The organism is Nitrobacter sp. (assembly GCF_051535235.1).
Classification (GTDB): Bacteria; Pseudomonadota; Alphaproteobacteria; order Rhizobiales; family Xanthobacteraceae; genus Nitrobacter.
Map to the genome: position 1 here is coordinate 198,670 of NZ_JBPPLZ010000004.1, position 22,412 is coordinate 221,081.

19 protein-coding genes, 3 tRNA genes and 1 pseudogene are annotated in these 22,412 nt (G+C 61.5%); 15 read left to right on the plus strand and 8 right to left on the minus strand.

Features of this window, described 5'->3' with window-relative positions; all coding sequences use genetic code 11:
- The first annotated feature begins 30 nt into the window (after positions 1 to 30).
- Positions 31 to 327, plus strand: coding sequence for an antibiotic biosynthesis monooxygenase family protein (locus ACS3WA_RS07325; protein WP_438277870.1), 297 nt, complete (start codon positions 31 to 33; stop codon positions 325 to 327).
- On the opposite strand, the gene ACS3WA_RS07330 is transcribed toward ACS3WA_RS07325, so the two are convergent.
- The 3 genes from ACS3WA_RS07330 to ACS3WA_RS07340 form a co-directional block, all read right to left on the minus strand.
- Positions 324 to 1,421 (minus strand): AI-2E family transporter, encoded by a 1,098-nt coding sequence (locus ACS3WA_RS07330; RefSeq protein ID WP_438278033.1) that lies wholly within the window; start codon positions 1,419 to 1,421, stop codon positions 324 to 326. The genes ACS3WA_RS07325 and ACS3WA_RS07330 overlap by 4 nt on opposite strands.
- A 304-nt stretch (positions 1,422 to 1,725) precedes the next feature.
- Positions 1,726 to 3,135, minus strand: a complete 1,410-nt coding sequence (gene glnA, locus ACS3WA_RS07335) for a type I glutamate--ammonia ligase (RefSeq protein ID WP_438277871.1) — start codon at positions 3,133 to 3,135, stop codon at positions 1,726 to 1,728.
- A gap of 104 nt (positions 3,136 to 3,239) precedes the next feature.
- Entirely contained in the window at positions 3,240 to 3,578 is a 339-nt protein-coding gene (locus ACS3WA_RS07340; RefSeq protein ID WP_011510702.1) for a P-II family nitrogen regulator, read from the minus strand.
- Positions 3,579 to 3,927: 349 nt separating this feature from the next.
- Between ACS3WA_RS07340 and ACS3WA_RS07345 the strand changes: the two genes are divergently transcribed.
- Positions 3,928 to 5,427, plus strand: a complete 1,500-nt coding sequence (locus ACS3WA_RS07345; protein ID WP_438277872.1) for an NAD(P)H-hydrate dehydratase — start codon at positions 3,928 to 3,930, stop codon at positions 5,425 to 5,427.
- A 191-nt stretch (positions 5,428 to 5,618) separates the two neighbouring features.
- Here the strand turns inward: ACS3WA_RS07345 and ACS3WA_RS07350 are convergent, their stop codons facing one another.
- Positions 5,619 to 6,950 carry a multicopper oxidase family protein gene (locus ACS3WA_RS07350; protein WP_438277873.1) on the minus strand — a complete coding sequence of 444 codons (1,332 nt, stop codon included), beginning with the start codon at positions 6,948 to 6,950 and terminating at the stop codon, positions 5,619 to 5,621.
- 240 nt (positions 6,951 to 7,190) lie between these two features.
- On the opposite strand from ACS3WA_RS07350, the gene ACS3WA_RS07355 reads away from it, so the two are divergent.
- From ACS3WA_RS07355 to ACS3WA_RS07385, 7 genes are all read left to right on the plus strand, one after another.
- Positions 7,191 to 7,275, plus strand: a tRNA-Leu gene (locus ACS3WA_RS07355).
- A 152-nt stretch (positions 7,276 to 7,427) separates the two neighbouring features.
- Positions 7,428 to 8,789 (plus strand): trigger factor, encoded by a 1,362-nt coding sequence (gene tig / locus ACS3WA_RS07360; RefSeq protein WP_438277874.1) that lies wholly within the window; start codon positions 7,428 to 7,430, stop codon positions 8,787 to 8,789.
- A gap of 330 nt (positions 8,790 to 9,119) precedes the next feature.
- On the plus strand, positions 9,120 to 9,755 hold the full coding sequence (locus ACS3WA_RS07365) for an ATP-dependent Clp protease proteolytic subunit (protein WP_438277875.1): 636 nt from the start codon (positions 9,120 to 9,122) through the stop codon (positions 9,753 to 9,755).
- 443 nt (positions 9,756 to 10,198) lie between these two features.
- A complete protein-coding gene (gene clpX / locus ACS3WA_RS07370; RefSeq protein ID WP_292614073.1) occupies positions 10,199 to 11,473 on the plus strand; it encodes an ATP-dependent Clp protease ATP-binding subunit ClpX in 1,275 nt (424 codons plus the stop codon).
- A 318-nt stretch (positions 11,474 to 11,791) separates the two neighbouring features.
- Positions 11,792 to 14,218 (plus strand): endopeptidase La, encoded by a 2,427-nt coding sequence (gene lon, locus ACS3WA_RS07375; protein ID WP_438277876.1) that lies wholly within the window; start codon positions 11,792 to 11,794, stop codon positions 14,216 to 14,218.
- 326 nt (positions 14,219 to 14,544) lie between these two features.
- Positions 14,545 to 14,621, plus strand: a tRNA-Val gene (locus ACS3WA_RS07380).
- A gap of 28 nt (positions 14,622 to 14,649) precedes the next feature.
- On the plus strand, positions 14,650 to 15,507 hold the full coding sequence (locus tag ACS3WA_RS07385) for a class I SAM-dependent methyltransferase (RefSeq protein WP_438277877.1): 858 nt from the start codon (positions 14,650 to 14,652) through the stop codon (positions 15,505 to 15,507).
- Between the two features lie 9 nt (positions 15,508 to 15,516).
- Here ACS3WA_RS07385 and ACS3WA_RS07390 read toward each other — a convergent pair whose 3' ends face one another.
- From ACS3WA_RS07390 to ACS3WA_RS07400, 3 genes are all read right to left on the minus strand, one after another.
- Positions 15,517 to 15,843 (minus strand): hypothetical protein, encoded by a 327-nt coding sequence (locus tag ACS3WA_RS07390; protein ID WP_438277878.1) that lies wholly within the window; start codon positions 15,841 to 15,843, stop codon positions 15,517 to 15,519.
- Positions 15,844 to 15,968: 125 nt separating this feature from the next.
- Entirely contained in the window at positions 15,969 to 17,222 is a 1,254-nt protein-coding gene (pepT, locus tag ACS3WA_RS07395) for a peptidase T (protein ID WP_438277879.1), read from the minus strand.
- Between the two features lie 150 nt (positions 17,223 to 17,372).
- On the minus strand, positions 17,373 to 17,708 hold the full coding sequence (locus ACS3WA_RS07400; protein ID WP_319796536.1) for an HU family DNA-binding protein: 336 nt from the start codon (positions 17,706 to 17,708) through the stop codon (positions 17,373 to 17,375).
- 177 nt (positions 17,709 to 17,885) lie between these two features.
- Here ACS3WA_RS07400 and ACS3WA_RS07405 point away from each other — a divergent pair.
- A tRNA-Asp gene (locus ACS3WA_RS07405) sits at positions 17,886 to 17,962 on the plus strand.
- 155 nt (positions 17,963 to 18,117) lie between these two features.
- On the opposite strand, the pseudogene ACS3WA_RS07410 reads toward ACS3WA_RS07405, so the two are convergent.
- A pseudogene (locus tag ACS3WA_RS07410) lies at positions 18,118 to 18,299 on the minus strand (hypothetical protein).
- Between the two features lie 328 nt (positions 18,300 to 18,627).
- Between ACS3WA_RS07410 and ACS3WA_RS07415 the strand changes: the two are divergent.
- Genes ACS3WA_RS07415 through ACS3WA_RS07435 form a run of 5 tightly spaced genes read left to right on the plus strand, consistent with a single transcriptional unit; the run spans position 18,628 to position 22,400 of the window.
- A complete protein-coding gene (locus ACS3WA_RS07415) occupies positions 18,628 to 18,993 on the plus strand; it encodes an NADH-quinone oxidoreductase subunit A (protein WP_438277880.1) in 366 nt (121 codons plus the stop codon).
- Positions 18,984 to 19,598 carry a NuoB/complex I 20 kDa subunit family protein gene (locus ACS3WA_RS07420; protein ID WP_438274690.1) on the plus strand — a complete coding sequence of 205 codons (615 nt, stop codon included), beginning with the start codon at positions 18,984 to 18,986 and terminating at the stop codon, positions 19,596 to 19,598. The genes ACS3WA_RS07415 and ACS3WA_RS07420 overlap by 10 nt, the downstream gene beginning before the upstream one ends.
- 11 nt (positions 19,599 to 19,609) lie before the next feature.
- Positions 19,610 to 20,230, plus strand: coding sequence for an NADH-quinone oxidoreductase subunit C (locus tag ACS3WA_RS07425; protein ID WP_438277881.1), 621 nt, complete (start codon positions 19,610 to 19,612; stop codon positions 20,228 to 20,230).
- Positions 20,230 to 21,438 carry an NADH-quinone oxidoreductase subunit D gene (locus tag ACS3WA_RS07430; RefSeq protein WP_438277882.1) on the plus strand — a complete coding sequence of 403 codons (1,209 nt, stop codon included), beginning with the start codon at positions 20,230 to 20,232 and terminating at the stop codon, positions 21,436 to 21,438. Before ACS3WA_RS07425 ends, ACS3WA_RS07430 begins: the two co-directional genes overlap by 1 nt.
- Positions 21,438 to 22,400: an FkbM family methyltransferase gene (locus ACS3WA_RS07435; RefSeq protein WP_438278034.1), complete on the plus strand. Its 963-nt coding sequence runs from the start codon at positions 21,438 to 21,440 to the stop codon at positions 22,398 to 22,400. Before ACS3WA_RS07430 ends, ACS3WA_RS07435 begins: the two co-directional genes overlap by 1 nt.
- The last annotated feature ends 12 nt before the right edge of the window (positions 22,401 to 22,412 follow it).

Consider the following 22,412-nt stretch of genomic DNA (forward strand, 5'->3'; position numbering starts at 1 on the left):
CAGATGAGGAGGCACAAAAGGTCTCCTCAGATGATTACCGAAATCGCGCAAATCGACATCAAGCCGGGCAGCGAAGCGGATTTCGAGGCCGCGATCGACCAGGCGCAGACGATTTTCAAGCGTTGCAAGGGCTGGAGAAGTTTCGAACTGCACCGCTCCATCGAGAAGCCGTCGCGTTACCGTCTGGTAATCAAGTGGGACACGCTTGAGAACCATGTGGTGGACTTTCGGGAATCGGCGAATTTCACCGAATGGCGTGCGCTGGTCGGGCCGCACTTCGCTTCACCTCCCGAGGTGGAACACACCAATACGGTTACGACCTTTTAGCTTGCCGCCTTGACGGAGTGCTTTTCGCCATCCGCGCGCGCGAAGTCGATGACGACTTTACCGATCGCGAGCAGGGGCAGGGCAAGCGCCAGTCCCCAGACGCCGAAGACGATGCCGAGCAGGATCTGGAATGCGAACAGCGTCGCTGGCGGAATGTCGAGCGCCTGACGCTGGATGATCGGCGTGAGCACGTAGCTCTCCAGCGCATGGACGCCGAGAAATAGCACGAACGCGCTTGCGGCCGCCACCCATCCTGACGCCAGACTCGCCAGCACCACGATCAACCCGCCGAGCAGCGCGCCGATGGTGGGAATGAAGGCGAGCAAACCGGCCTGAATGCCGAGGATAAAGGAACTCTGGATACCGATGATCTCGAGGCCGATCCAGGTCACCAGGAACACCGCAGCCATGGTGACCATCTGGGCGATCAGCCAGCGCTCCAGCGTATCGCCGATCCTGTCGACCAGAATCGCCGCGGTCGCACGATGTTTGGCCGGCGTCAGGCTGAGCAGGCCCTTGCGATAGACGGCCGGCTGAGCGGCAAAGCAAAGGCCGAGGAACAGCACGATGAAGAAATTTCCGACGGCGCTGACGGTGCCGAGGACGAGCTTCAGCGTCTGGCTGACGATCGCGGTGCCGCTTGAGGCAAGCGTGCCGGCACTCGGCAGGTTGTGCTGAACATTTGCAGCAGGCGTCTCCTCGGTTTTCGCGGTTCCGGGAATTCTCGAGGGCTCGGACGTTTTCGAGGATTCGGACGAATTGAGACCGCTCAAATTGAAGTAGCTGGTGTCGACGCCATTTTTCTCGAGGAAGGATTTGACGGTCACGAGCTGGGATTTGATCGTATTGCTCAGCACGGCGGTCTGCTGCGCGATCGTCGTTCCCCCGAGCACCATGACGCCCGCCAGGACGGCGGCGAGCGCGACGCAGACGATCGTCAGCCGCAACGCATGAGGCAGGGGAATGACGCGGCCGAGCAGACTTGTGATGGCGTTGAGAGCAACGCCAAGCAGCACACCGGCAAAGATCAGGAAGAGCGTCGCCGCGAATTCCCAGGCGAGCAGCAGCAGCGCCGCGAACAGGACGACGGCCATCCCGCCGGTCGCGATCGCCCACGCCAGATCGGTGCGGGTTTGCCCTTTGCCTGTGGTGTGGTCCGTCACGGTCGCCTCCGGTTCTGAGCCCGCAGTGTTCCGTTAAACGCCATACGGAATCAAGCGCCAGTCTGCTGGAGCCTGTGACGCCGGGCAATAAGTGGACCGCCTTCTGAAATGAGCGAGGCCATCCTGCTACTTGTGGTCCGGCAGCAACGCCACAGGTTTGAGGCACGGGTGGCGCCAAAGAACAAGGCGCTCCGTCAGGAGCGCCTGTCTTTGATTGTTCCGAAGCGAAAAGCGATCAATACGAATAATACATGTCGAACTCGACCGGGTGCGGCGTCATTTCGAAACGCATGACGTCGGTCATTTTCAACTCAATATAGGCGTCGATGAAATCGTCGTCGAATACGCCGCCATGCTTCAGGAAGGCGCGGTCCTTGTCGAGGTTTTCCAGCGCTTCGCGCAGGCTGCCGCACACTGTCGGAATCTGCTTCAGCTCTTCCTTCGGCAGGTCGTAGAGGTCCTTGTCCATCGCCGGGCCCGGATCGATCTTGTTCTTGATGCCGTCGAGGCCCGCCATCAGCATCGCCGCAAAGGCGAGGTATGGATTGGCCATCGGGTCGGGGAAGCGAACCTCCACGCGCTTGGCCTTCGGCGAGGTTGTGTAGGGGATGCGGCACGATGCCGAACGGTTGCGCGCGGAGTAGGCGAGCAATACCGGCGCTTCATAGCCCGGGACCAGACGCTTGTAGGAGTTGGTCGACGGGTTGGTGAAGGCGTTGATCGCCTTGGCATGCCTGATGATGCCGCCGATGTAGTACAGGCAGGTCTCCGACAGGTCGGCGTACTTGTTGCCGGCGAAGGTCGGCTTGCCGTCCTTCCAGATCGACTGATGGACGTGCATGCCCGAGCCGTTGTCGCCGAAGATCGGCTTCGGCATGAAGGTGGCGGTCTTGCCGTAGATATGCGCCACCTGGTGGATGCAATACTTGTAGATCTGCATCTGGTCGGCCATGTGGGTCAGCGTGTCGAACTTCATGCCGAGCTCGTGCTGGGCCGACGCCACTTCGTGATGATGCTTCTCGACCTTGACCCCCATCTTGGCCATGGCGCCGAGCATTTCCGAGCGCATGTCCTGTACCGAGTCCTGTGGCGGAACCGGGAAGTAGCCGCCTTTGGTGCGGATGCGGTGGCCGAGGTTGCCGCCTTCGTATTCGGTTGCCGAGTTGGTCGGCAGTTCGGATGAATCCAGCTTGAAACCGGTGTTGTACGGATCGGCCGAGAAACGCACGTCGTCGAAAACGAAGAACTCGGCTTCGGGACCGACATACACGGTGTCGCCGACGCCCATCGACTTCACCATCGCCTCGGCCTTCTTGGCAATGCCGCGCGGGTCGCGGTTATAGGGCTCGCCGGTGGAAGGCTCCAGAATGTCGCAGGTGATGACCATCGTCGTTTCCGCGAAAAACGGATCGATCGAAGCCGTGGTCGGATCGAGCATCAGCATCATGTCGGACTCGTTGATCGCCTTCCAGCCGGCGATCGACGAACCGTCGAACATCGTGCCCTCGGTGAAAATATCTTCGTCGATCATGCTGACGTCGAAGGTGACGTGCTGCCACTTGCCGCGCGGATCGGTGAATCGCAGATCGACGTACTTCACGTCGTTGTCCTTGATAGCTTTCAGGACGTCGCTGGCGGTCTTCATAAATACCCCTTGTCTCTGCTGGTCTTCGTGGCTGGTTTTTGCGATTTTACGGCGCAAGGCGGCCGTGGGTGGTGACTCCGTGCGGATGTGACTGTCAAAACGATCTAGATGGCGTCGAGGCCGGATTCCCCCGTTCGGATTCGAATGGCTTCCTCGATATTGGATACGAAAATCTTGCCGTCGCCGATGCGGCCCGTCTGGGCGGCGCGCCTGATGGCGTCGATGGCCTTTTCGACCAGGTCATCTCCGATCACGATCTCGATTTTGACCTTGGGCAGGAAGTCCACGACATATTCCGCGCCGCGATAGAGTTCGGCGTGTCCCTTCTGCCGCCCAAAGCCTTTTGCCTCGATCACGGTGATGCCTTGCAATCCGATCTCCTGAAGCGCTTCCTTTACTTCGTCGAGCTTGAACGGTTTGATGATGGCTTCGATTTTTTTCACTGAACGTCTCCTGGCACTTCCAAATTCCAGCCAGCGGCCGATGCACGCTCACGCTGTTGTCTTGAACACGGTCATGCACTGGTTTTCGGACGGACAAAAGTCGCGGGACGCGCTTCATTTTCGCCAACAGACATCGCAGATCGAACCACTTTCCCTAAGCAGTGTTTGTGCCAACTCGCCGGAACCTTCAATTTTCAAGCCTTATCAGTCGATTAAGCGAGCTTTGGTATGTTATGGCAGCACCCCGGCGTGATTGTCAGATTACAAATTAGGCAGCGGGGTTATTTTCTGTGCAGTCCTGCGTGCGTCGGCGGGTTCGTCTTTGCCCATGGACTCGAGTGGTGAGGCCATGGAGATTCTGACGACCGGGGAAATGGAGCAGGCCGACCGGCTCGCGATTGCGGGCGGAGCCTCGGGTTTCGCGCTGATGCTGCGGGCCGGGCAAGCGGTGGCGGACGCGGCAACCGACCTCGTCGGTCAGGGCTCCATCCTGGTTGTTGCCGGGGCCGGTAACAACGGTGGGGATGGGTTTGTCGCGGCGACCGAACTGGCTGCGCGCGGCCACGATGTCTCGGTGATCCTGTTGGGCGCGCGGGACAGCCTGAAGGGCGACGCGGCGCTCGCGGCCAAGGGCTGGAAAGGGCCGGTCATGCCTTGCGACCTGTCCGCGCTCGGCTCGCCCGCGCTGATTGTCGATGCGCTGTTCGGCGCGGGGCTCAACCGCCCGGTCAGGGGCGATCCTCTGGCGATGATAGAAGTCATCAACGCCAACGGCGCGCCGGTGCTCAGCATCGATCTGCCGAGTGGCGTCAACGGCAGCACCGGCGCGATCATGGGGGCTGCGGTGCGCGCCACCGAGACCGTGACCTTCTTTCGCAAGAAGCCGGCGCATCTGCTGCTGCCGGGCCGGGTTTATTGCGGCAGGGTGCGCGTCGCCGACATCGGCATCCTCGATGCGGTTCTGGACGAAATCCGCCCTGTAACCTTTGAGAATATTTCAGATTACTGGGAGGGCGCGTTTCCGGTGCCGCGTATCGACGGGCACAAATACGCGCGAGGGCATGCCGTTGTTGTATCCGGCGATCTGACCTCGACCGGAGCAGCCCGATTGTCGGCGCGCGGAGCCCTGCGGGCCGGGGCCGGTCTTGTGACCGTGCTCTCGCCGGACGACGCGCTGGAGGTGCACGCGGCGTCGCTGACCGCGGTGATGGTGCGGCGCATGAATGGCTCAACCGAACTTGCGGACATTCTGACGGACCGGCGCATCAATGCCTGTGTGATCGGACCTGGCGCCGGAATCGGCGAGCACACTGGCGCGCTGGTGTTGACGGCGCTCGCCGCGATGCCGGCGATGGTGCTCGACGCCGACGCCTTGACGAGCTTTGCCGATGCGCCGGCTCGGCTGTTCGACGCCATCAAATCCGCCGGGAGAACCGACATTATCCTGACCCCGCACGAAGGCGAGTTCCATCGCCTTTTCAGCGAGATGAGCAACAAATATCCACTTCGCTCGAAACTTGAGCGGGTGCGCGCCGCGGCCGAGCGTTCGGGCGCGATCGTGCTGCTCAAGGGGCCGGACACCGTGGTGGCTTCGCCCGACGGCCGCGCGACGATCGCGGCCAATGCGCCGCCGTGGCTGGCGACGGCGGGCTCTGGCGACGTGCTGTCCGGAATGATCGGTGGGCTGCTGGCGCAGGGCGTGCCGGCATTCGAGGCGGCATGCATCGGCGTCTGGATGCATGGCGAAGCCGGACAGGAAGCGGGTCCTGGACTGATCGCGGAGGACCTGCCGGAGGTTTTGCCCGCCGTGCTGCGGCGGCTCTGTGACCGGTTCGGGATCGATTACTAGAGCATGATCCCGAAAAGCGGAAACCGGTTTTCGGAAAGATCATGATCAAACAAAAAGATGAGCGACGAGTCTGCTTCAACGCAGTTGAAACGACTCCAGAGTGCGGTTTTAATGGAATCAGAAGCGGGCAATTTTGATTTGACGTGTTTTCTTCACGCGAGCCGGTACCCCCTTCGCTTCGCCTGGAAACGCTAATCCACCGCGAACCATCGCACCTGACGCGGCGCGCTCCATTCCACCGCCATGGTCTCGATCAGCCAGGCTCCGACAACGTCCGCGGCGAAAGCGATGCGCTGCGTCTGCCCGGCATCGACCAGAACGGTATCGAGCCAGAACGGCTTCCAGCCGTCGTCGAGCCGATCGAGCAAACGAAAGTGGTGGCCATGCAGATGAAACACCATGGGAGTTGCTGCCGGGTTGGTCAGCGTGAGCACCACGGTTCGGCCGCGCTTGACGCGAAACGCCGGCTTTGAGCCCATATTGAAGTGCGTCGGCATACCCCACGAAGTTGGCGTCCCTCCGGAGGCGGCCAGCGGCACATCGACGCGCAGCGCAGCTTTGAGATCGAGCCGCGCCGGCAAACTCTCCGACGGCAGCGGAGCAGGTGTCGGCAACGGTGCCGGCCGCAGCGGCCCGTCCGCGGAGACGTGCAGTTGGGCGATCGGCCGCGGGCTGCCGCCGTCATGCAGTGTGACCGCCGATGCCGTTCCTGCGGGGAGCGTTGCATCGATGACGGCGTCGATCCGGGACCCCGGCGCCAGCACCAATCGCCCGTTGCGCGCCAGGAACGGCTCCGCCGGCTGGCTGTCGATCGCCATGACCCGAACATCCAGATTCTGGATTCTGAGAGCAACTGCATTGCGCTGGCAAGCGTTGATGATCCTTAATCTAAGTCGTTCGTTGGACCGCAAAGTCAAATCGAGCGAGGGCTTTCCGCTCACCAGATAAAGCGGTGCTCCGACCGCTTGACCGCCGGTGCCGGGAGCAATCGGAAGCCCTTTGGGGTCGAGCCGCCAGTCCTCGATCAGCATCACCTCGTCACGGTCGACCTCGGCCGGTGCGCGTTCCTCGACAACCATCGCCTGCGCGGGTGAGGACTGCGCAAGACCGTCTCCCAGCAGGCGGGTGTCGCACAGAAAAGTTCCGGCCTGCCGCAACGGGAGCGAAAAGCGGTCGGTTTCGCCCGGTGATGTCGGCCTTCGGGCAGTCAATGGCTCGATGGAAGACGCGCCGTCGATCCCGTACCAGTTCAGGACTACCGGCGCCGGGAGGCCGTTGTGCAGTGCCAGATCGAGCGTCTCGCCCTGACGGAAACGCGGGATCGCCGAGCAGTCGGTCCGCAGCGACCAGATGGCGGTTTCGTCTCGATCCGGCCCAAGCCGGAGAGGGGCGGACGTCGCGTCAAAAGCAAGGGTCTGCGGATGCTGCGGTTGCGCGCGAATCACGGTCGCCGGAGCAGCGGCGGCGACCCCGATGCCGGCCAGCAGATGCCGCCGGGTGAGGTGGACAGGAGGACGCGTCATCGCCGATGCGGACCATTTTCTCCGGTTTCTGTCCAGCAGTCTCCGGCGCGCCGAGTGGCCATTTTTTTGCTGCGAACCGGTATCGTCATGTTATAAGCCCGCCGCATTGAGCGTACTGACGACGCCGGAAGAAGAACCGGTGCCGTCGGCGCGTCCGGTTCAACTCGTTGGAGCATGACGTCCACCGAAAGCCGCTTCGCATTTTTCGGCATCATGCTCGGCACCGCAGGCCGGATTGATGCGGGCGTGGCGGAATTGGTAGACGCGCTGGATTTAGGTTCCAGTGACGAAAGTTGTGGGGGTTCGAGTCCCTCCGCCCGCACCAAGCGCCACAGCGTTTGAGCAAACGACTTCAGGCAGCTATCCCGATGGATATATGCCGGCTGTACCACGATGCAGGCGCTCCGCCGCGCATCGACCGATTGACAATGATCCGGCCGTTTCAGCCGGGCCGAGCGGAAGAAGAAGATTGACGCCATGCAGGTGAACGAAATCCTCGCCGAGGGACTGAGGCACGATTTCCAGATCAGCGTTCCGGCCACCGAAATCGCGGCCAAGGCGGACGCGCGGTTGGCCGAACTCAGGGGCCGGGTGAAGCTGGACGGCTTTCGTCCGGGCAAGGTGCCTGTCAGCCACCTCAAAAAGGTCTACGGCCGTTCCTTGATGGTTGAAACCATCGAGGACATGATCCGCGAGACCAACATGCAAATTGTCACCGACCACAGCTTCAAGCTGGCGGGTAATCCCAAGGTGGCTATGCCTTCGGATGAAAAGGAGATCGAGGACATCCTCGCGGGCAAAGCCGACCTCAGCTACACCGTGACCATGGAAGTCGTGCCGGCGATCGAACTCGCGGACTTCAAGAGCTTCAATATCGAAAAGCCGGTGGTCGAGGTGTCCGACGCCGATGTCGACGAAGGCATCAAGCGGATCGCCGACCAGAATCGCAACTACTCCGCGCGCGGAGAGGGCGCGAAGGCCGAGAACGGCGATCGCGTGACCATCTCGTTCAAGGGCACCATCGACGGGGAGCCGTTCGATGGCGGCAGCAGCGAGGATATTCTGGTCGTGCTGGGGTCGAACGCTCTTATTCCGGGGTTCGAAGAGCAGCTGGTCGGGATTGGCGTCGGCGAGACCCGCACCGTCAAGGCGTCGTTCCCCAAGAACTACGCAGACACCGAACTGGCCGGGAAGGATGCCGAGTTCGAGACCACGGCAAGCATGATCGAGATGCCGGAAGAAACCAAGATCGACGATGAGTTCGCTCAGAGCATCGGTCTGAACACGCTCGATCAGCTCAAAAAAGCCGTCCGCGAGCGGCTTGCCGCTGAATTTGCCCGCGCAATGCGGCAGCATGTCAAGCGCGCGCTGTTCGATCGCCTCGATGAGACTCACAAGTTCGCCACGCCGCCGACGCTGGTCGAGGAGGAATTCGAGCAGGTGTGGAACTCGATCACGAAGGAGATGGAGTCGAACAACAAGACCTTCGCCGACGAGGACACCACCGAGGAAGCCGCCAGGGAAGAGTACCGCCGGATCGCCGACCGCCGGGTACGGCTCAGCCTCGTGCTGTCCGAGATCGGGGAAAAGAACGGGATCTCGGTCACGGACGACGAAATCAACCGCGCATTGATCGATCGCGCGCGTCAGATGCCGGGCCGCGAGAAGGAGATCTGGGATTACTACCAGAAAAATCCCCAGGCCATGGCCCAGATTCGCGCGCCGCTTTTCGAGAACAAGGTCGTCGACTACATTCTCGAACTCGCCACCATCACCGACAAGACGGTGACACGCGAGGATCTCTATAAGGACTACGAGGCGAGCCATGGCCCGGACTGAGGGGCCGCGCCCCGATCGGACGTCGGGTTCGGCCCGTGCTCGCCGTTAATGATATCGGCTGAAACCGGCGTGGCGACGCCGTCGGCGCCACGTCACGCGCTGCGATCGGGCTTGGATTGGCGGCGCTGGGATGCCAATGTCCGAATCGAAACACCGGGGCACGTGGCTGCGCGGCTCCCTTGTCGTCCGAGTTATCGGCTCATATCTTGGAGCCGTGCTTGCCTGTCCTGCATCACGCCACGTTCATCCGCGCCGGAAAGACTGGAGACTGCCGGTTTTGCCTCGGATGATCCTCGCCGCCAACTGCTGACACAAACTTTTGGGTGATCAATGCGCGATCCAGTCGAAACCTACATGAATCTCGTGCCGATGGTGGTCGAGCAGACCAACCGCGGCGAGAGGGCATACGACATCTTTTCCCGGCTGCTGAAGGAGCGCATCATCTTCGTGACCGGCGGGGTCGAAGACAATATGTCGATGCTGATCGTCGCCCAGCTCCTGTTTCTCGAGGCCGAGAATCCCAAGAAGGAAATCTCGATGTACATCAATTCGCCGGGCGGCGTGGTGACGTCGGGGCTCGCGATCTACGACACGATGCAGTTCATTCGTCCCCCGGTCGCAACGCTTTGCACCGGGCAGGCCGCGTCGATGGGTTCGTTGCTGCTGGCTGCCGGCGAAAAGGATATGCGGCATGCGTTGCCGAACGCGCGCATCATGGTCCACCAGCCCTCCGGCGGCTTCCAGGGGCAGGCGACGGACATCATGCTGCATGCTCAGGAAATCCTGAGCCTCAAGAAGCGGCTCAATGAGATCTACGTCAAGCACACGGGACAGACCTATCAGGCGATCGAGGACGCGCTGGAGCGCGACAAGTTCCTCACCGCCGACATGGCCCGCGATTTCGGCATCGTCGACAAGGTGATCGACAAGCGCGCCGAAGAGCCGGCCGCTCCCAAGGCTTCGTAGAGGTATCAGGCGGCGACCTGAAGCAGAGCGGGCCGGTTGATTCGGCCCGACTCGGGCGCTACCGGTGATTGCACTGCGATACTTTCTGAAAAGTTCCTTATTATTGGCATTTCCGCTTGACTGGCGTGACAATCGCGCAACGCTGGCTTGAATTTGGCCAAAGAGAGTCGCGTTGCAGAGCCAAATCGCGCTATTCTCACGATGCAGGAGGCTGGCCGATTAGCGAATTCTTGATAGTCGGCCCGCACCATGGTTGGCTAGCTGAGTTCAGCTAACGAGGATGCGCAGGAGAATCGAATTAACCGCGATTCGCGCGGGACTGAAAGCGCAGGGTCTTTTCTGGTACGAAGTTTGCTCCTATGTAACCCCGTTTCACCGGATGTGCCGGACCGGAACGGGCGAGCAGACGAACAGGCGAGACCGAACGGCGGACGGAGACAGGAATGAGTAAGGTCGGTACGGGCGACTCCAAGAACACGCTGTATTGCTCATTTTGCGGCAAGAGCCAGCACGAAGTGCGCAAGCTGATTGCGGGTCCTACCGTATTTATCTGTGACGAATGCGTTGAACTCTGCATGGACATCATTCGCGAGGAGAACAAGTCCTCGCTGGTGAAATCGCGCGACGGCATTCCGACTCCGAAGGAAATCTGCAAGGTCCTGGACGATTACGTCATCGGACAAGGCCATGCCAAGAAGGTGCTGTCGGTCGCGGTTCACAATCACTACAAGCGGCTCAATCACCAGACCAAGCACAACGACGTCGAACTCGCGAAGTCGAACATCCTGCTGATCGGTCCCACCGGATCGGGCAAGACGTTGCTTGCGCAGACGCTGGCGCGCATCCTCGACGTTCCCTTTACGATGGCCGACGCCACGACGCTCACTGAGGCCGGCTATGTCGGCGAGGACGTCGAGAACATCATCCTGAAGCTGCTGCAGTCCGCCGACTACAATGTCGAGCGCGCGCAGCGCGGCATCGTCTATATCGACGAGATCGACAAGATTTCGCGCAAGTCCGACAATCCCTCGATCACGCGCGACGTATCGGGCGAGGGCGTGCAGCAGGCGTTGCTGAAGATCATGGAAGGCACGATTGCGAGCGTGCCGCCGCAGGGCGGCCGCAAGCATCCGCAGCAGGAATTCCTGCAGGTCGATACGACGAACATCCTGTTCATCTGCGGCGGTGCGTTCTCCGGCCTGGAGAAGATCATCTCGGCGCGCGGGCGGACCACCTCGATCGGTTTCGCGGCGCAGGTGCTTGCGCCGGAAGATCGCCGCACCGGTGAAATCTTCAGGCATGTCGAGCCGGAGGATTTGCTGAAGTACGGCCTGATCCCGGAGTTCGTCGGGCGTCTGCCTGTCGTCGCCACGCTGGAGGATCTCGACGAAGCATCGCTGAAGAAGATCCTGACCGATCCGAAGAATGCGCTGGTGAAGCAGTATCAGCGGTTGTTCGAGATGGAGAACATCGAACTGACCTTTGCCGACGAGGCGCTCGGTGCGGTCGCTCGCAAGGCGATCGAGCGCAAGACCGGCGCGCGCGGATTGCGTTCGATACTCGAAAGCATCCTGCTCGAGACCATGTTCGACCTTCCGGGTCTTGAAGGAGTCGAAGAGGTCGTCATCTCGCGGGAAGTGGTTGAGGGAACCGCGCGGCCGCTGTACATCTATGCGGACCGCTCCGATCGCGCGAGCGAGACCAGCGCCAGCGCCTGATCCAGGCGTTTTCAGGCGCTCATGTTGCCACAAGGCTCGCCGCCGGTCGTTCCGTGCGGCGGCCGTCGGCTATACAAGCGGCAATCTGCGCGCTGGAAGCAGACCATTGAAATGGCTGCTGTCCTTTAACTTGACACGCTGACGGTCGATGGCCACCTAATGCTATCGGCGGCGACGCATATAGCGTTCGCGGCTGCCAGGGCAGGTGAGGCATCGGTTCGCAAAGCCCCATCCTTCTCCGGAAAACTCGGCACCTTGTGGCGGTTGCGCGTGATTAGCGGGCTGCGTACAAGGGGGCGCAACAAAAGGAACAAGGCTATGACCGCCTCAAAACCCCGGCCAGCTATCGTTCACGGCGAAACCAATACCTATCCGGTACTTCCGCTTCGCGACATCGTTGTTTTTCCGCACATGATCGTGCCGCTGTTCGTCGGCCGCGAGAAATCGATCAAGGCGCTTGAAGAGGTCATGAAGAACGATGCGCTGATCATGCTCGCGACGCAGAAGAACGCGTCGGACGATGATCCCGCGCCGGACTCGATTTACAAGATCGGAACGCTCGCCAGCGTGTTGCAATTGCTGAAGCTCCCCGACGGCACCGTGAAGGTGTTGGTGGAGGGCCTCGAGCGCGCGCGTGTGGAGACATATTCCGACCGCTCCGATTATTATGAAGCGACCGCCGTCGCGCTGGCCGACACCGACACCAACAGCGTCGAAGCGGAGGCGCTTGCGCGTTCCGTCGTGTCGGATTTCGAAAGCTATGTGAAGCTGAACAAGAAGATCTCGCCCGAAGTGGTGGGAGTGGTGCAGGCGATCACGGATTTTGCCAAGCTCGGTGACACCGTGGCCTCGCACCTCGCCGCCAAGATCGCGGATCGGCAGGGCATCCTGGAGACGCTGTCGGTGACGGCGCGCCTTGAGAAGGTGCTCGGACTGATGGAGAGCGAAATCTCGGTCTTGCAGGTCGAGAAGCGCATCCGCTCGCGCGTCAAGCGCCAGATGGAGAAGACCCAGCGCGAGTATTATCTCAACGAACAGATGAAGGCGATTCAGAAGGAACTCGGCGACGACGAGGGCCGCGACGAACTCGCCGATCTGGAAGAGAAGATCGCCAAGACCAAGCTCTCGAAGGAAGCTCGCGAGAAGGCCCAGCATGAGTTGAAGAAGCTGCGGCAGATGTCGCCGATGTCGGCGGAAGCCACCGTGGTGCGCAACTATCTCGACTGGCTGCTGTCGATTCCGTGGGGCAAGAAGTCCAAGGTCAAGAAGGATCTCAACGCCGCGCAGGAGGTGCTGGACGCCGATCATTATGGGCTGGAGAAGGTCAAGGACCGCATCGTGGAGTATCTCGCGGTGCAGTCGCGCGCCAACAAGCTGACGGGACCGATCCTGTGCCTCGTCGGTCCGCCCGGCGTCGGCAAGACCTCGCTCGGCAAGTCGATCGCGCGAGCGACCGGCCGCGAGTTCGTGCGCGTGTCGCTTGGCGGCGTGCGCGACGAGGCGGAGATCCGTGGCCATCGCCGGACCTATATCGGCTCGATGCCCGGCAAGATCATCCAGTCGATGCGCAAGGCCAAGACCTCGAACCCGCTGTTCCTGCTGGACGAGATCGACAAGATGGGCGCCGATTTTCGTGGCGATCCGTCGTCGGCACTGCTTGAGGTTCTCGACCCCGAGCAGAACTCGACCTTCAACGACCACTATCTCGAGGTCGACTACGATCTCTCCAACGTGATGTTCCTCACGACCGCGAATACGCTGAATATTCCCGGACCGTTGATGGACCGCATGGAGATCATCCGGATCGCGGGTTACACTGAGAACGAGAAGGTCGAGATTGCCCGCAAGCATCTCATCCCGAACGCGCTCAGCAAGCACGGCCTTGATTCGAAGGAGTGGTCGATCGATGACGACGCGCTTCTGCTGATCATTCGCCGCTACACCCGCGAAGCCGGCGTGCGCAATCTGGAGCGTGAGCTTTCCACACTCGCCCGCAAGGCGGTGAAGGAGCTGATGCTCTCGAAGAAGAAGTCGGTGAAGGTGACCGAGAAGGTCGTCGAGGAATTTCTCGGAGTCCCGAAGTATCGCTTCGGCGAGATCGAGACCGACGATCAGGTTGGTGTCGTCACCGGTCTGGCATGGACGGACGTTGGCGGCGAGTTGCTGACGATCGAAAGCGTGATGATGCCCGGCAAGGGGCGCATGACGGTCACCGGCAACCTGCGCGACGTGATGAAGGAATCGATCTCGGCGGCGGCGTCCTATGTCCGCTCGCGCGCGATCACCTTCGGGATCGAGCCGCCGCTGTTCGAGCGGCGCGACATCCACGTCCACGTGCCCGAGGGCGCCACGCCGAAGGATGGTCCCTCGGCCGGCGTTGCGATGGCGACGACGATCGTCTCGGTGCTGACCGGCATTCCGATCCGCCGCGACATCGCGATGACGGGCGAGATCACGCTGCGCGGCAGGGTGTTGCCGATCGGCGGCCTGAAGGAGAAGCTGTTGGCTGCATCGCGCGGCGGCATCAAGACGGTGCTGATCCCGGACGAAAACGCCAAGGACCTGACGGAGATATCCGACGCCATCAAGGGTGGACTGGAGATCATTCCGGTCGCGCGGATGGACGAGGTGATCGCCAAGGCGCTGGTGCGGCAGCCAAAGCCGATTGTCTGGGAGGAGGATACCAAACTCCCGGTCAATCCCGATGCGGCTGACGAGGCGGCGGGTGGCCTGACCGCGCACTGAGTGCACGGAGCGTCATAAACGACTCGACCAGACGGCGCCCTTCGCGGGCGCCGTTTGCGTTATGAGGCGGTCGTGACTGGCGGCAGAGCGCCGAAGGGAACAAGGACCGCAACGCGTGTGCGGTTTCTCGGCTCTCAACCCGCAACGTGTATCCGACGAATCCGAACATGTGACCGCGACCGGCGGCTTGCGCGCCGGGAGGCGTCGGCGCTAGAGTCTTCTACGTTTCATGGAAACGGTAGAAGATTCTAGATTCTTGATTTGACGCGTTTTGTTCACGCGAACCGGATTCCACTTCGCTCGAAAACGCTATAAACAGGAGGCGAGGGCGGCTAGCTCAGCTGGTTAGAGCATCTCGTTTACACCGAGAGGGTCGGGAGTTCGAATCTCTCGCCGCCTACCATTGATTTCAGGTTCCTGCGGGAGCGGCGATGGCGGAAGGTCCCCAGACACCGAACGCGGACCAGATCGCTTACTGGAATGGACCCGGTGGTCAGCGTTGGGTCGATCGGCAGCAGGCTCAGGATGAGATGCTGGAGCCGGTGTCGGCCATCCTGCTCGATCGCGCCAAATCCCGTCCGGGCGAGCGCGTCATCGATGTCGGCTGCGGCTGTGGCGCCACCACGCGGGCATTTGCCGAGAAGGTCGGCGCTGCCGGCCGCGTTCTCGGTGTCGATGTCTCGGCGCCGATGCTGCAACGGGCGAGGCAAATCGCGCCGCGAAACGCGCGGATAGAATTCCGGCTCGCCGACGCGAGTGTTTATCCATTCAAGCCGGATTGGTATGACCTGATCGTCTCCCGGTTCGGCGTGATGTTCTTTGCCGAGCCGGCCGCATCGTTCGCCAATCTCAGGAAGGCATTGCGGCCGGGCGGCCGCCTGACCTTCGTATGCTGGCGCGAAGCGCGTGCCAATCCCTGGCTGATGGCGCCGCTGCAGGCTGCCTACCGTCATGTCCCGAAACTGCCCGAAGTCGGACCGGAGGATCCGGGTCCGTTTTCATTCGCGTCCGAAGCCCGCGTTCACCGCGTCCTCGGCAAGGCTGGCTTTTCCGACACGTCAATGGAGGCTTGCGACCTCACATTGGATATCGCGATCGGCGGTGGGCTCGATGCCGCGGTCGAGTCTGCGCTTCAGGTCGGCCCCACCAGCCGCGCGATTGAGGGTCAGCCTGCCGACGTCGTTGCCATCGTCAGGAAGTCAGTCCATGAGGCGCTCGCTCCGTTCGCCGAAGGGCAGGCGGTTATGCTTCCGGCGTCGATCTGGGTCGTGACCGCGCAAAATTCCTGAGCGGCGCCTCTAGTCCTGGCAGTAGCCGTAGAATCCGCAGGCGTAGGGCAGCCGGTCGAAATAATAGCTCAGGACCGAACGATCTTCGTAGTAGGGACGATAGTAGAAATCGTTCGGTCTTCCGTAATAGCCCGGCACTGGCGGCGGCGGAAACCGGAAACGATAGAGCGCGCTTTCGGGATAATCCTTGTCTTCCTCACGCACGATGCTCGCGCGCGAAGGAGCGGCAGGCTCGGCGAAGATTTTGCCGATGCGGCTATGCACGGGAAGGTCGGCAGCCAACCCGGTCGATCCCATCGCGGCGAGGCCGATGACCGCGAGCAAGCTGGTGCGCATTTTTCTGTCCTCGTTGTTTCGAGGATCATATCGCCCGACATTTAGGAAAGATTAACGATGTCGATCGGGTTGCGCCCGATCCGCTGCGGCAATCCACGCCTTCGGTTACCGCGGTGTCACAGCCGTCAGGCGCGTTCTTCCCAGATCGCCGCGAGATGCACGATGGTGCGGACGGCCGCTTCCATGTCCTGCACGCTGACCCATTCGGTGCGTGAATGGAACGCATGTTCGCCCGCGAAGATATTCGGACAGGGCAGGCCCATGAACGACAGCCGCGAGCCGTCGGTGCCGCCGCGAATGCTGCCCTTGACCGGCGAGAGCCCGGCGCGGCGAATGGCTTCCACCGCGTTGTCAATGATCTCCGGATAGCGCTCCACGATCTGCTTCATGTTGCGATACTGCGGCTGGATCTCCAGCCGGTACGTTGAATGCGGGAAATCCGCCATGACCTCGCGGACGATTTTCTCCAGCAGGGCTTCTTTTTCCTTCAGGCCGGCATCGGTGAAATCGCGCACGATGAAACTAAGCGTGGCGCGCTCCAGCGTGCCGCTGATGCCGGTCGGATGCAGGAAGCCCTCGCGCCCGTCGGTGGTCTCGGGCGAGCACGTGTCCTTCGGAAGCCGCTCGACGATGCGGGATGCGATCTTGATCGCGTGCTCCATCTTGCCCTTGGCGAAGCCCGGATGGGCGCTGACACCCTCGATGGTCATGACGGCGCCGTCGGCGGAGAACGTCTCGTCCTCGATGTGACCCGCGGTCTCGCCGTCGATGGTGTAGGCGAAGGCGGCGCCCAGTTTTTTCAGATCGACCTTGTCGACGCCGCGCCCGATTTCCTCGTCAGGCGTGAAAAGGATCTTGATGGTGCCATGCTTGATCTGAGGATTGGCAAGCAGAACCTGGGCGGCGTCGATGATCTCGGCGATGCCGGCCTTGTTGTCGGCGCCGAGCAGCGTCGTGCCGTCGGACGTGATGATGTCATTGCCGATCTGCTCGACTAGCACCGGGTTGTCGGCCGTACGGATTGCCTGCGACGGATCGCCGCAGAGCTTGATGTCGCCGCCGCGATAATTCCTGACGATCTGTGGCCGGACGTTTGCCCCTGAACAGTCCGGCGAGGTGTCCATGTGCGAGCAGAAGCAGATTACCGGCACCTGCTTGGTGCTGTTCGCCGGGATCGTCGCGTACACATAACCGTGCTGATCGAGATGGGCGTCCGCCACGCCGATCTCCTGCAGTTCACGCACCAGCAGGCGGCCAAGGTTCTTCTGTTTCTCCGTGGACGGACAGGTCGGAGACGTCGGGTCCGACTGGGTATCGATGACGACGTAGCGCAGGAAGCGCTCCGTCACCGTGTGGTTGAATATCATCGGAGCGGCCATCGTATCGAAAGGATATCGCAGCGCGGCAATCTAGCCGGAGATCAGGTCAACTGACCATGACGATCCGGTTCATGACGACGGCCTGGCGATCCGGTTTGCCGAAAAAACCTTAGGCGTTCAAACCGGACCGTTCCGATCCCGCGCCTTTGGTCAGACCGCTTCCTTGAGCTCTTTTGCGGCCCGGAACGCGACCTTCTTCGAAGCCTTGATGTGAATGGCTTCGCCGGTGGCGGGGTTGCGACCCATGCGGGCCGCGCGCTTGCGGACCTGAAGGATGCCGAGACCGACGATGCGGATGCGGTCGCCCTTCTTGAGGTGCTTGGTGATGCGGGTGACCATATCGCCTAGGATGGCCTCGGTGGCCTTCTTCGACAACTCATGGTCGTCGGCCAATGCCGCCGCGAGATGCTTCAGCGTCACGGTGCTCGGGGTCGCTGCCTTCTTCGCCATATGGCTTTCCTCGTCGTTGCTGGCTTCGGAAGCCAAGGCGTATCAGGCCTTGGTCGATTCGGGGAGGTGCCGACCACCCGGTTTTGCCTGTAAACAGCCTGTTTTTTGCATTGATCCGTCGAAAATGCCCGTCGTCCAAGGGGATTTGCAACCGCCTTGACTTGGAAAGGCCCCGCCTTTAAGCCCTGACACCTGCGCGGATACATGGCGTCCGCGGGAGTAGCTCAGTTGGTTAGAGCGCCGCCCTGTCACGGCGGAGGCCGCGGGTTCGAGTCCCGTCTCTCGCGCCAGTGTTTTCAGATATTTAGCCTCAATCCGATCGTTCCGATTCGACTCATCAGGATAAGCAACGATCCGACTCCGTGCGTCGTTTCGTTCGGCTGAGCGTTTCCCTGACATCGCGGGCCATCCGAGGGTCGCTTTGGTCACTGATCCGAACCCAGGATCACCTCACCAGCGATGTCCCCGAACTGGATATCATCGTCGGCTGGCCGGCCTTGAGGACGCGAACGGTCTGGACGGCGTCGGTGCCCGGCCGGACGGAGGTGCCGAACGTCGCCAGCGCGGCGCGACGGCCACGATCTTCAGGTGGGTGGTGCGGTCCGCGCTCTTGATCGAATGGTTCATGGTTGCCTCCTGTTCTTCCGGCGTCGCATGCGCCGTTGGCAGAAGGAATAAATCCGGTCTGTTTCAAAAAGGCTTCGCGGCCTTCCCAAAATGGTTTCGTTCCCTGTTTTTCCAAAGGCGGGCGGGCGGAGTTCGATGGAATTGCGCGGGCGGGCGCGGGGGGAACTGCCGCGTCATCCGCGGCTCCTGTCAACCCGCAAAATCTCCCTCTCGGGTGCGTCAAAATGGGCTATCTTGCCACCCCTGTTGCACTAAGCTAAAGCCTCTCAAAAGTTCCAAAGTCTAACAAAACTGCGGGGTCGAGCGGCCGCAGCGAGGGGAAGCGCCGATGACCGGCATTTTACAGAACTATCTCCCGCTTGTGGTGTTTATCGGTATAGCGGCCGTCATCGGTGCCGTGCTGTTGATCGCTCCTTTTATCGTCGCCTATCAGCAGCCCGACCCGGAGAAGCTTTCGGCCTACGAATGCGGATTCAATGCGTTTGATGACGCCCGCATGAAGTTCGACGTCAGGTTTTACCTCGTCGCAATTCTTTTCATCATTTTTGACCTTGAGGTCGCATTTCTATTCCCTTGGGCGATCACGTTCGGCAAGCTCGGCGCCACGGGCTTCTGGTCGATGATGGTGTTTCTCGGTGTGCTGACCGTCGGCTTTGCCTACGAATGGAAGAAAGGCGCGCTCGAATGGGATTGAGCTCCCCTACCGCCAGGTTCGCGAATGCTGCTTCCTCTGCCGGCGGTCCGGTCGCGGATCCGGCAGCAGCTTCGATTCTCGACCCTCGGACCGGCCGGCCGGTGGGCGCCGGCGATCCCTATTTCCTCGAGGTCAAGCACGAACTGTCCGACAAGGGCTTCTTCGTCGCTGCAGCCGACGATCTCATCACCTGGGCGCGCACCGGCTCGCTGATGTGGATGACCTTCGGGCTTGCCTGCTGCGCGGTGGAGATGATGCAGGTTTCGATGCCGCGCTACGACGTCGAGCGTTTCGGTTTCGCGCCGCGCGCTTCGCCGCGCCAGTCGGACGTGATGATCGTGGCCGGCACGCTGACCAACAAGATGGCGCCGGCGCTGCGCAAGGTCTACGACCAGATGCCGGAACCGCGCTACGTCATCTCGATGGGATCGTGCGCCAACGGCGGCGGCTACTATCACTATTCCTATTCGGTGGTGCGCGGCTGCGACCGGATCGTGCCGATCGATGTCTACGTGCCTGGCTGTCCTCCGACGGCGGAGGCGCTTCTCTACGGCATCCTGCTGCTGCAGAAAAAGATCCGGCGCACCGGAACCATCGAACGCTAGAGGTTGAAGGAATGGACGACAGCAGACTCGATGCCTTGGGTCAGATGATCGTTGCCACGCTTCCCGGCGCGGCGATCGGGCATTCCGTGTCGTTCGGTCAATTGAGCGTTACGGTCGAGGCCGCGAAGATCGTCGAGGTCGCCCGTTTCATTCGCGACGATCAGCGCTGCCGCTTCGTCAATATCACCGACGTGACCGCGGTCGATTATCCCGGCCGGGAGAAGCGCTTCGACGTGGTCTATCACTTCCTGTCGCCGACGCTGAATAGGCGCATTCGTCTGCGGGTCGAGGCCTCGGAAACCACGCAGGTGCCGTCGTTGATCGAGGTGTTTCCCGGCGCCGACTGGTTCGAACGGGAGACCTACGACCTCTACGGCGTGATCTTCACCGGACACCCGGATATGCGGCGCTTGTTGACCGATTACGGCTTCGACGGACATCCGCTGCGCAAGGACTTTCCGCTCACGGGGTTCGTCGAGGTGCGATACGACGATACCGAGAAGCGGGTAGTGTACGAGCCTGTGCGTCTCAATCAGGAATTTCGCAAGTTCGATTTCATGTCGCCATGGGAAGGCGCGGATTATCCGCTGCCGGGCGACGAGAAGGCGACCGGCGGCAAGGCGGGTGGCTGATGACCGAAGCACTTGGTACCGAAACCCCCGGTATGCGCAACTTCACCATCAATTTCGGTCCGCAGCATCCGGCAGCGCACGGCGTGCTGCGCCTGGTGCTGGAACTGGATGGCGAGGTGGTCGAGCGCGTCGATCCGCACATCGGCCTGCTTCATCGCGGCACCGAGAAGCTGATCGAACAGAAGACCTATCTTCAGGCGATTCCTTATTTCGACCGGCTCGATTACGTCGCGCCGATGAATCAGGAGCACGCCTTCTGTCTCGCGGCCGAAAAACTTTTGGGGATCGCGGTGCCCCGCCGCGGCCAGTTGATCCGGGTACTCTACTGCGAGATCGGCCGCATTCTCTCGCATCTCCTCAATGTCACCACGCAGGCGATGGACGTCGGCGCGCTCACGCCGCCGCTGTGGGGCTTCGAAGAGCGCGAAAAGCTGATGATGTTCTACGAGCGCGCCTCCGGCTCGCGGATGCATGCCGCGTTCTTCCGCGTCGGCGGCGTGCATCAGGACCTGCCGCCGAAGCTGATCGACGACATCGATGCCTGGTGCGATCCGTTCCTGCAGGTCGTCGCCGACCTCGACCAGTTGCTGACCGCCAGCCGCATTTTCAAGCAGCGCAACGTCGATATCGGCGTGGTGACCCTGAAGCAGGCCTGGGAATGGGGCTTCTCCGGCGTCATGGTTCGCGGCTCCGGCGCGGCCTGGGATTTGCGCAAGTCGCAACCTTACGAATGCTATGCCGAGATGGACTTCGACATTCCGATCGGCAAGAACGGCGACTGCTACGATCGCTATCTCATCCGCATGGAGGAGATGCGGCAGTCGGCGCGGATCATGAAGCAGTGCATCGCCAAGCTGCGCGCCGCCGACGGGCAGGGGCCGGTGGCGGTCGAGGACAACAAGATTTTCCCGCCGCGTCGCGGCGAGATGAAGCGTTCGATGGAAGCACTGATCCATCACTTCAAGCTCTACACCGAAGGCTTCCACGTTCCGGCGGGCGAAGTCTATGCGGCGGTGGAAGCGCCCAAGGGAGAGTTCGGCGTCTACCTCGTCTCCGACGGCAGCAACAAGCCCTACAAATGCAAGATCCGCGCGCCGGGTTTCGCGCATCTGCAGGCGATGGATTTCATCTGCCGGGGGCATCTGCTGGCGGACGTCTCCGCCATTCTCGGTTCGCTCGACATCGTGTTCGGAGAGGTTGACCGGTGATCGCACAGCCGCCGATCCAGTTCGACCGGACCTCCGGCGTTCTCGAAGGCGCCAGCGCCTGGGAACGCGCGGCGGCACTGGCGCTGGTTGCGGGCTCCAAGGTGTCGTCGCTGTTTTCGCATCGCGGCTACAACATTTGCGCCAACCTGCTGCGCAAGACGTTGCCCGAGCGCGACATCGCCGTCAGGCTCAATTCCGATGCCACGTTCGCGTTTCCCTATGGCGACGGCTATTGGAGCAAGCTGCTCAATCGCTCCTTCAAGTATGAAGACGAGCTTGAGTTGCTGTTTCGCGACTCCGCCGACGTCGACTACACGTTGCTCGATTGCGGCGCCAATTACGGCTACTGGTCGGTGCTGGTCACCAGCAAACCGTTCGGATCGCGCAAGGCGATCGCGATCGAGCCGTCGTCGAAGAACTTCGCCAAGCTTTCGAGCAACGCCAGGATCAACGGCAACCGCTTCGAGGTGATGCAGAGCGCCATCGGCGCATCGCGCGGCACCGCGCGCCTGTCCGGCACCAAGCACGAGGCCTTCAGCATCGCCGGCGGTGCCGGTGCGGGCGGGGAGAGCGTGCCGGTGCTGGCGCTCGATGATCTGCTCGACGACGGCAAAATTTCGCCCGACGGCAAGTACCTCATCAAGCTCGATGTCGAAGGCGTCGAGATCGAAGCCATCAAGGGCGGCACCCGCGTGCTGCGAGGCGACGCCGTGGTCCTGTGCGAGGAGCACGGCAACGATCCGAACCACACCGTCTCGCGTTACATTCTTGAGCAGACGCCGCTCACGCTGATCGTGCACGATCCGGCCAACGGCCGCTTCGAGACGTTGACCGAACTCTCCATTCTGGATCGCATCAAGGTCGCTTCCCACGTCGGCTACAACGTGTTCGGAACCTCGAGCGCATTCTGGCAAGATCGTTTTCGTCGCCTGAACGCGACCGCGTCGCAACGTGTTCATTGAGAGCTGGAGTAC

Excerpts from the sequence above, each read along its gene's own strand:
- ACS3WA_RS07330 (WP_438278033.1), bottom strand. The coding sequence starts at position 1,421 with ATGGCCGTCGTCCTGTTCGCGGCGCTGCTGCTGCTCGCCTGGGAATTC.
- ACS3WA_RS07390 (WP_438277878.1), bottom strand. The coding sequence starts at position 15,843 with ATGCGCACCAGCTTGCTCGCGGTCATCGGCCTCGCCGCGATGGGATCG.
- ACS3WA_RS07415 (WP_438277880.1), top strand. The coding sequence starts at position 18,628 with ATGACCGGCATTTTACAGAACTATCTCCCGCTTGTGGTGTTTATCGGT.
- lon (WP_438277876.1), top strand. The coding sequence starts at position 11,792 with ATGACCGCCTCAAAACCCCGGCCAGCTATCGTTCACGGCGAAACCAAT.
- ACS3WA_RS07365 (WP_438277875.1), top strand. The coding sequence starts at position 9,120 with ATGCGCGATCCAGTCGAAACCTACATGAATCTCGTGCCGATGGTGGTC.
- tig (WP_438277874.1), top strand. The coding sequence starts at position 7,428 with ATGCAGGTGAACGAAATCCTCGCCGAGGGACTGAGGCACGATTTCCAG.
- glnA (WP_438277871.1), bottom strand. The coding sequence starts at position 3,135 with ATGAAGACCGCCAGCGACGTCCTGAAAGCTATCAAGGACAACGACGTG.
- ACS3WA_RS07325 (WP_438277870.1), top strand. The coding sequence starts at position 31 with ATGATTACCGAAATCGCGCAAATCGACATCAAGCCGGGCAGCGAAGCG.
- ACS3WA_RS07345 (WP_438277872.1), top strand. The coding sequence starts at position 3,928 with ATGGAGATTCTGACGACCGGGGAAATGGAGCAGGCCGACCGGCTCGCG.
- ACS3WA_RS07425 (WP_438277881.1), top strand. The coding sequence starts at position 19,610 with ATGGACGACAGCAGACTCGATGCCTTGGGTCAGATGATCGTTGCCACG.
- pepT (WP_438277879.1), bottom strand. The coding sequence starts at position 17,222 with ATGGCCGCTCCGATGATATTCAACCACACGGTGACGGAGCGCTTCCTG.
- ACS3WA_RS07350 (WP_438277873.1), bottom strand. The coding sequence starts at position 6,950 with ATGACGCGTCCTCCTGTCCACCTCACCCGGCGGCATCTGCTGGCCGGC.
- ACS3WA_RS07420 (WP_438274690.1), top strand. The coding sequence starts at position 18,984 with ATGGGATTGAGCTCCCCTACCGCCAGGTTCGCGAATGCTGCTTCCTCT.
- ACS3WA_RS07385 (WP_438277877.1), top strand. The coding sequence starts at position 14,650 with ATGGCGGAAGGTCCCCAGACACCGAACGCGGACCAGATCGCTTACTGG.
- ACS3WA_RS07430 (WP_438277882.1), top strand. The coding sequence starts at position 20,230 with ATGACCGAAGCACTTGGTACCGAAACCCCCGGTATGCGCAACTTCACC.
- clpX (WP_292614073.1), top strand. The coding sequence starts at position 10,199 with ATGAGTAAGGTCGGTACGGGCGACTCCAAGAACACGCTGTATTGCTCA.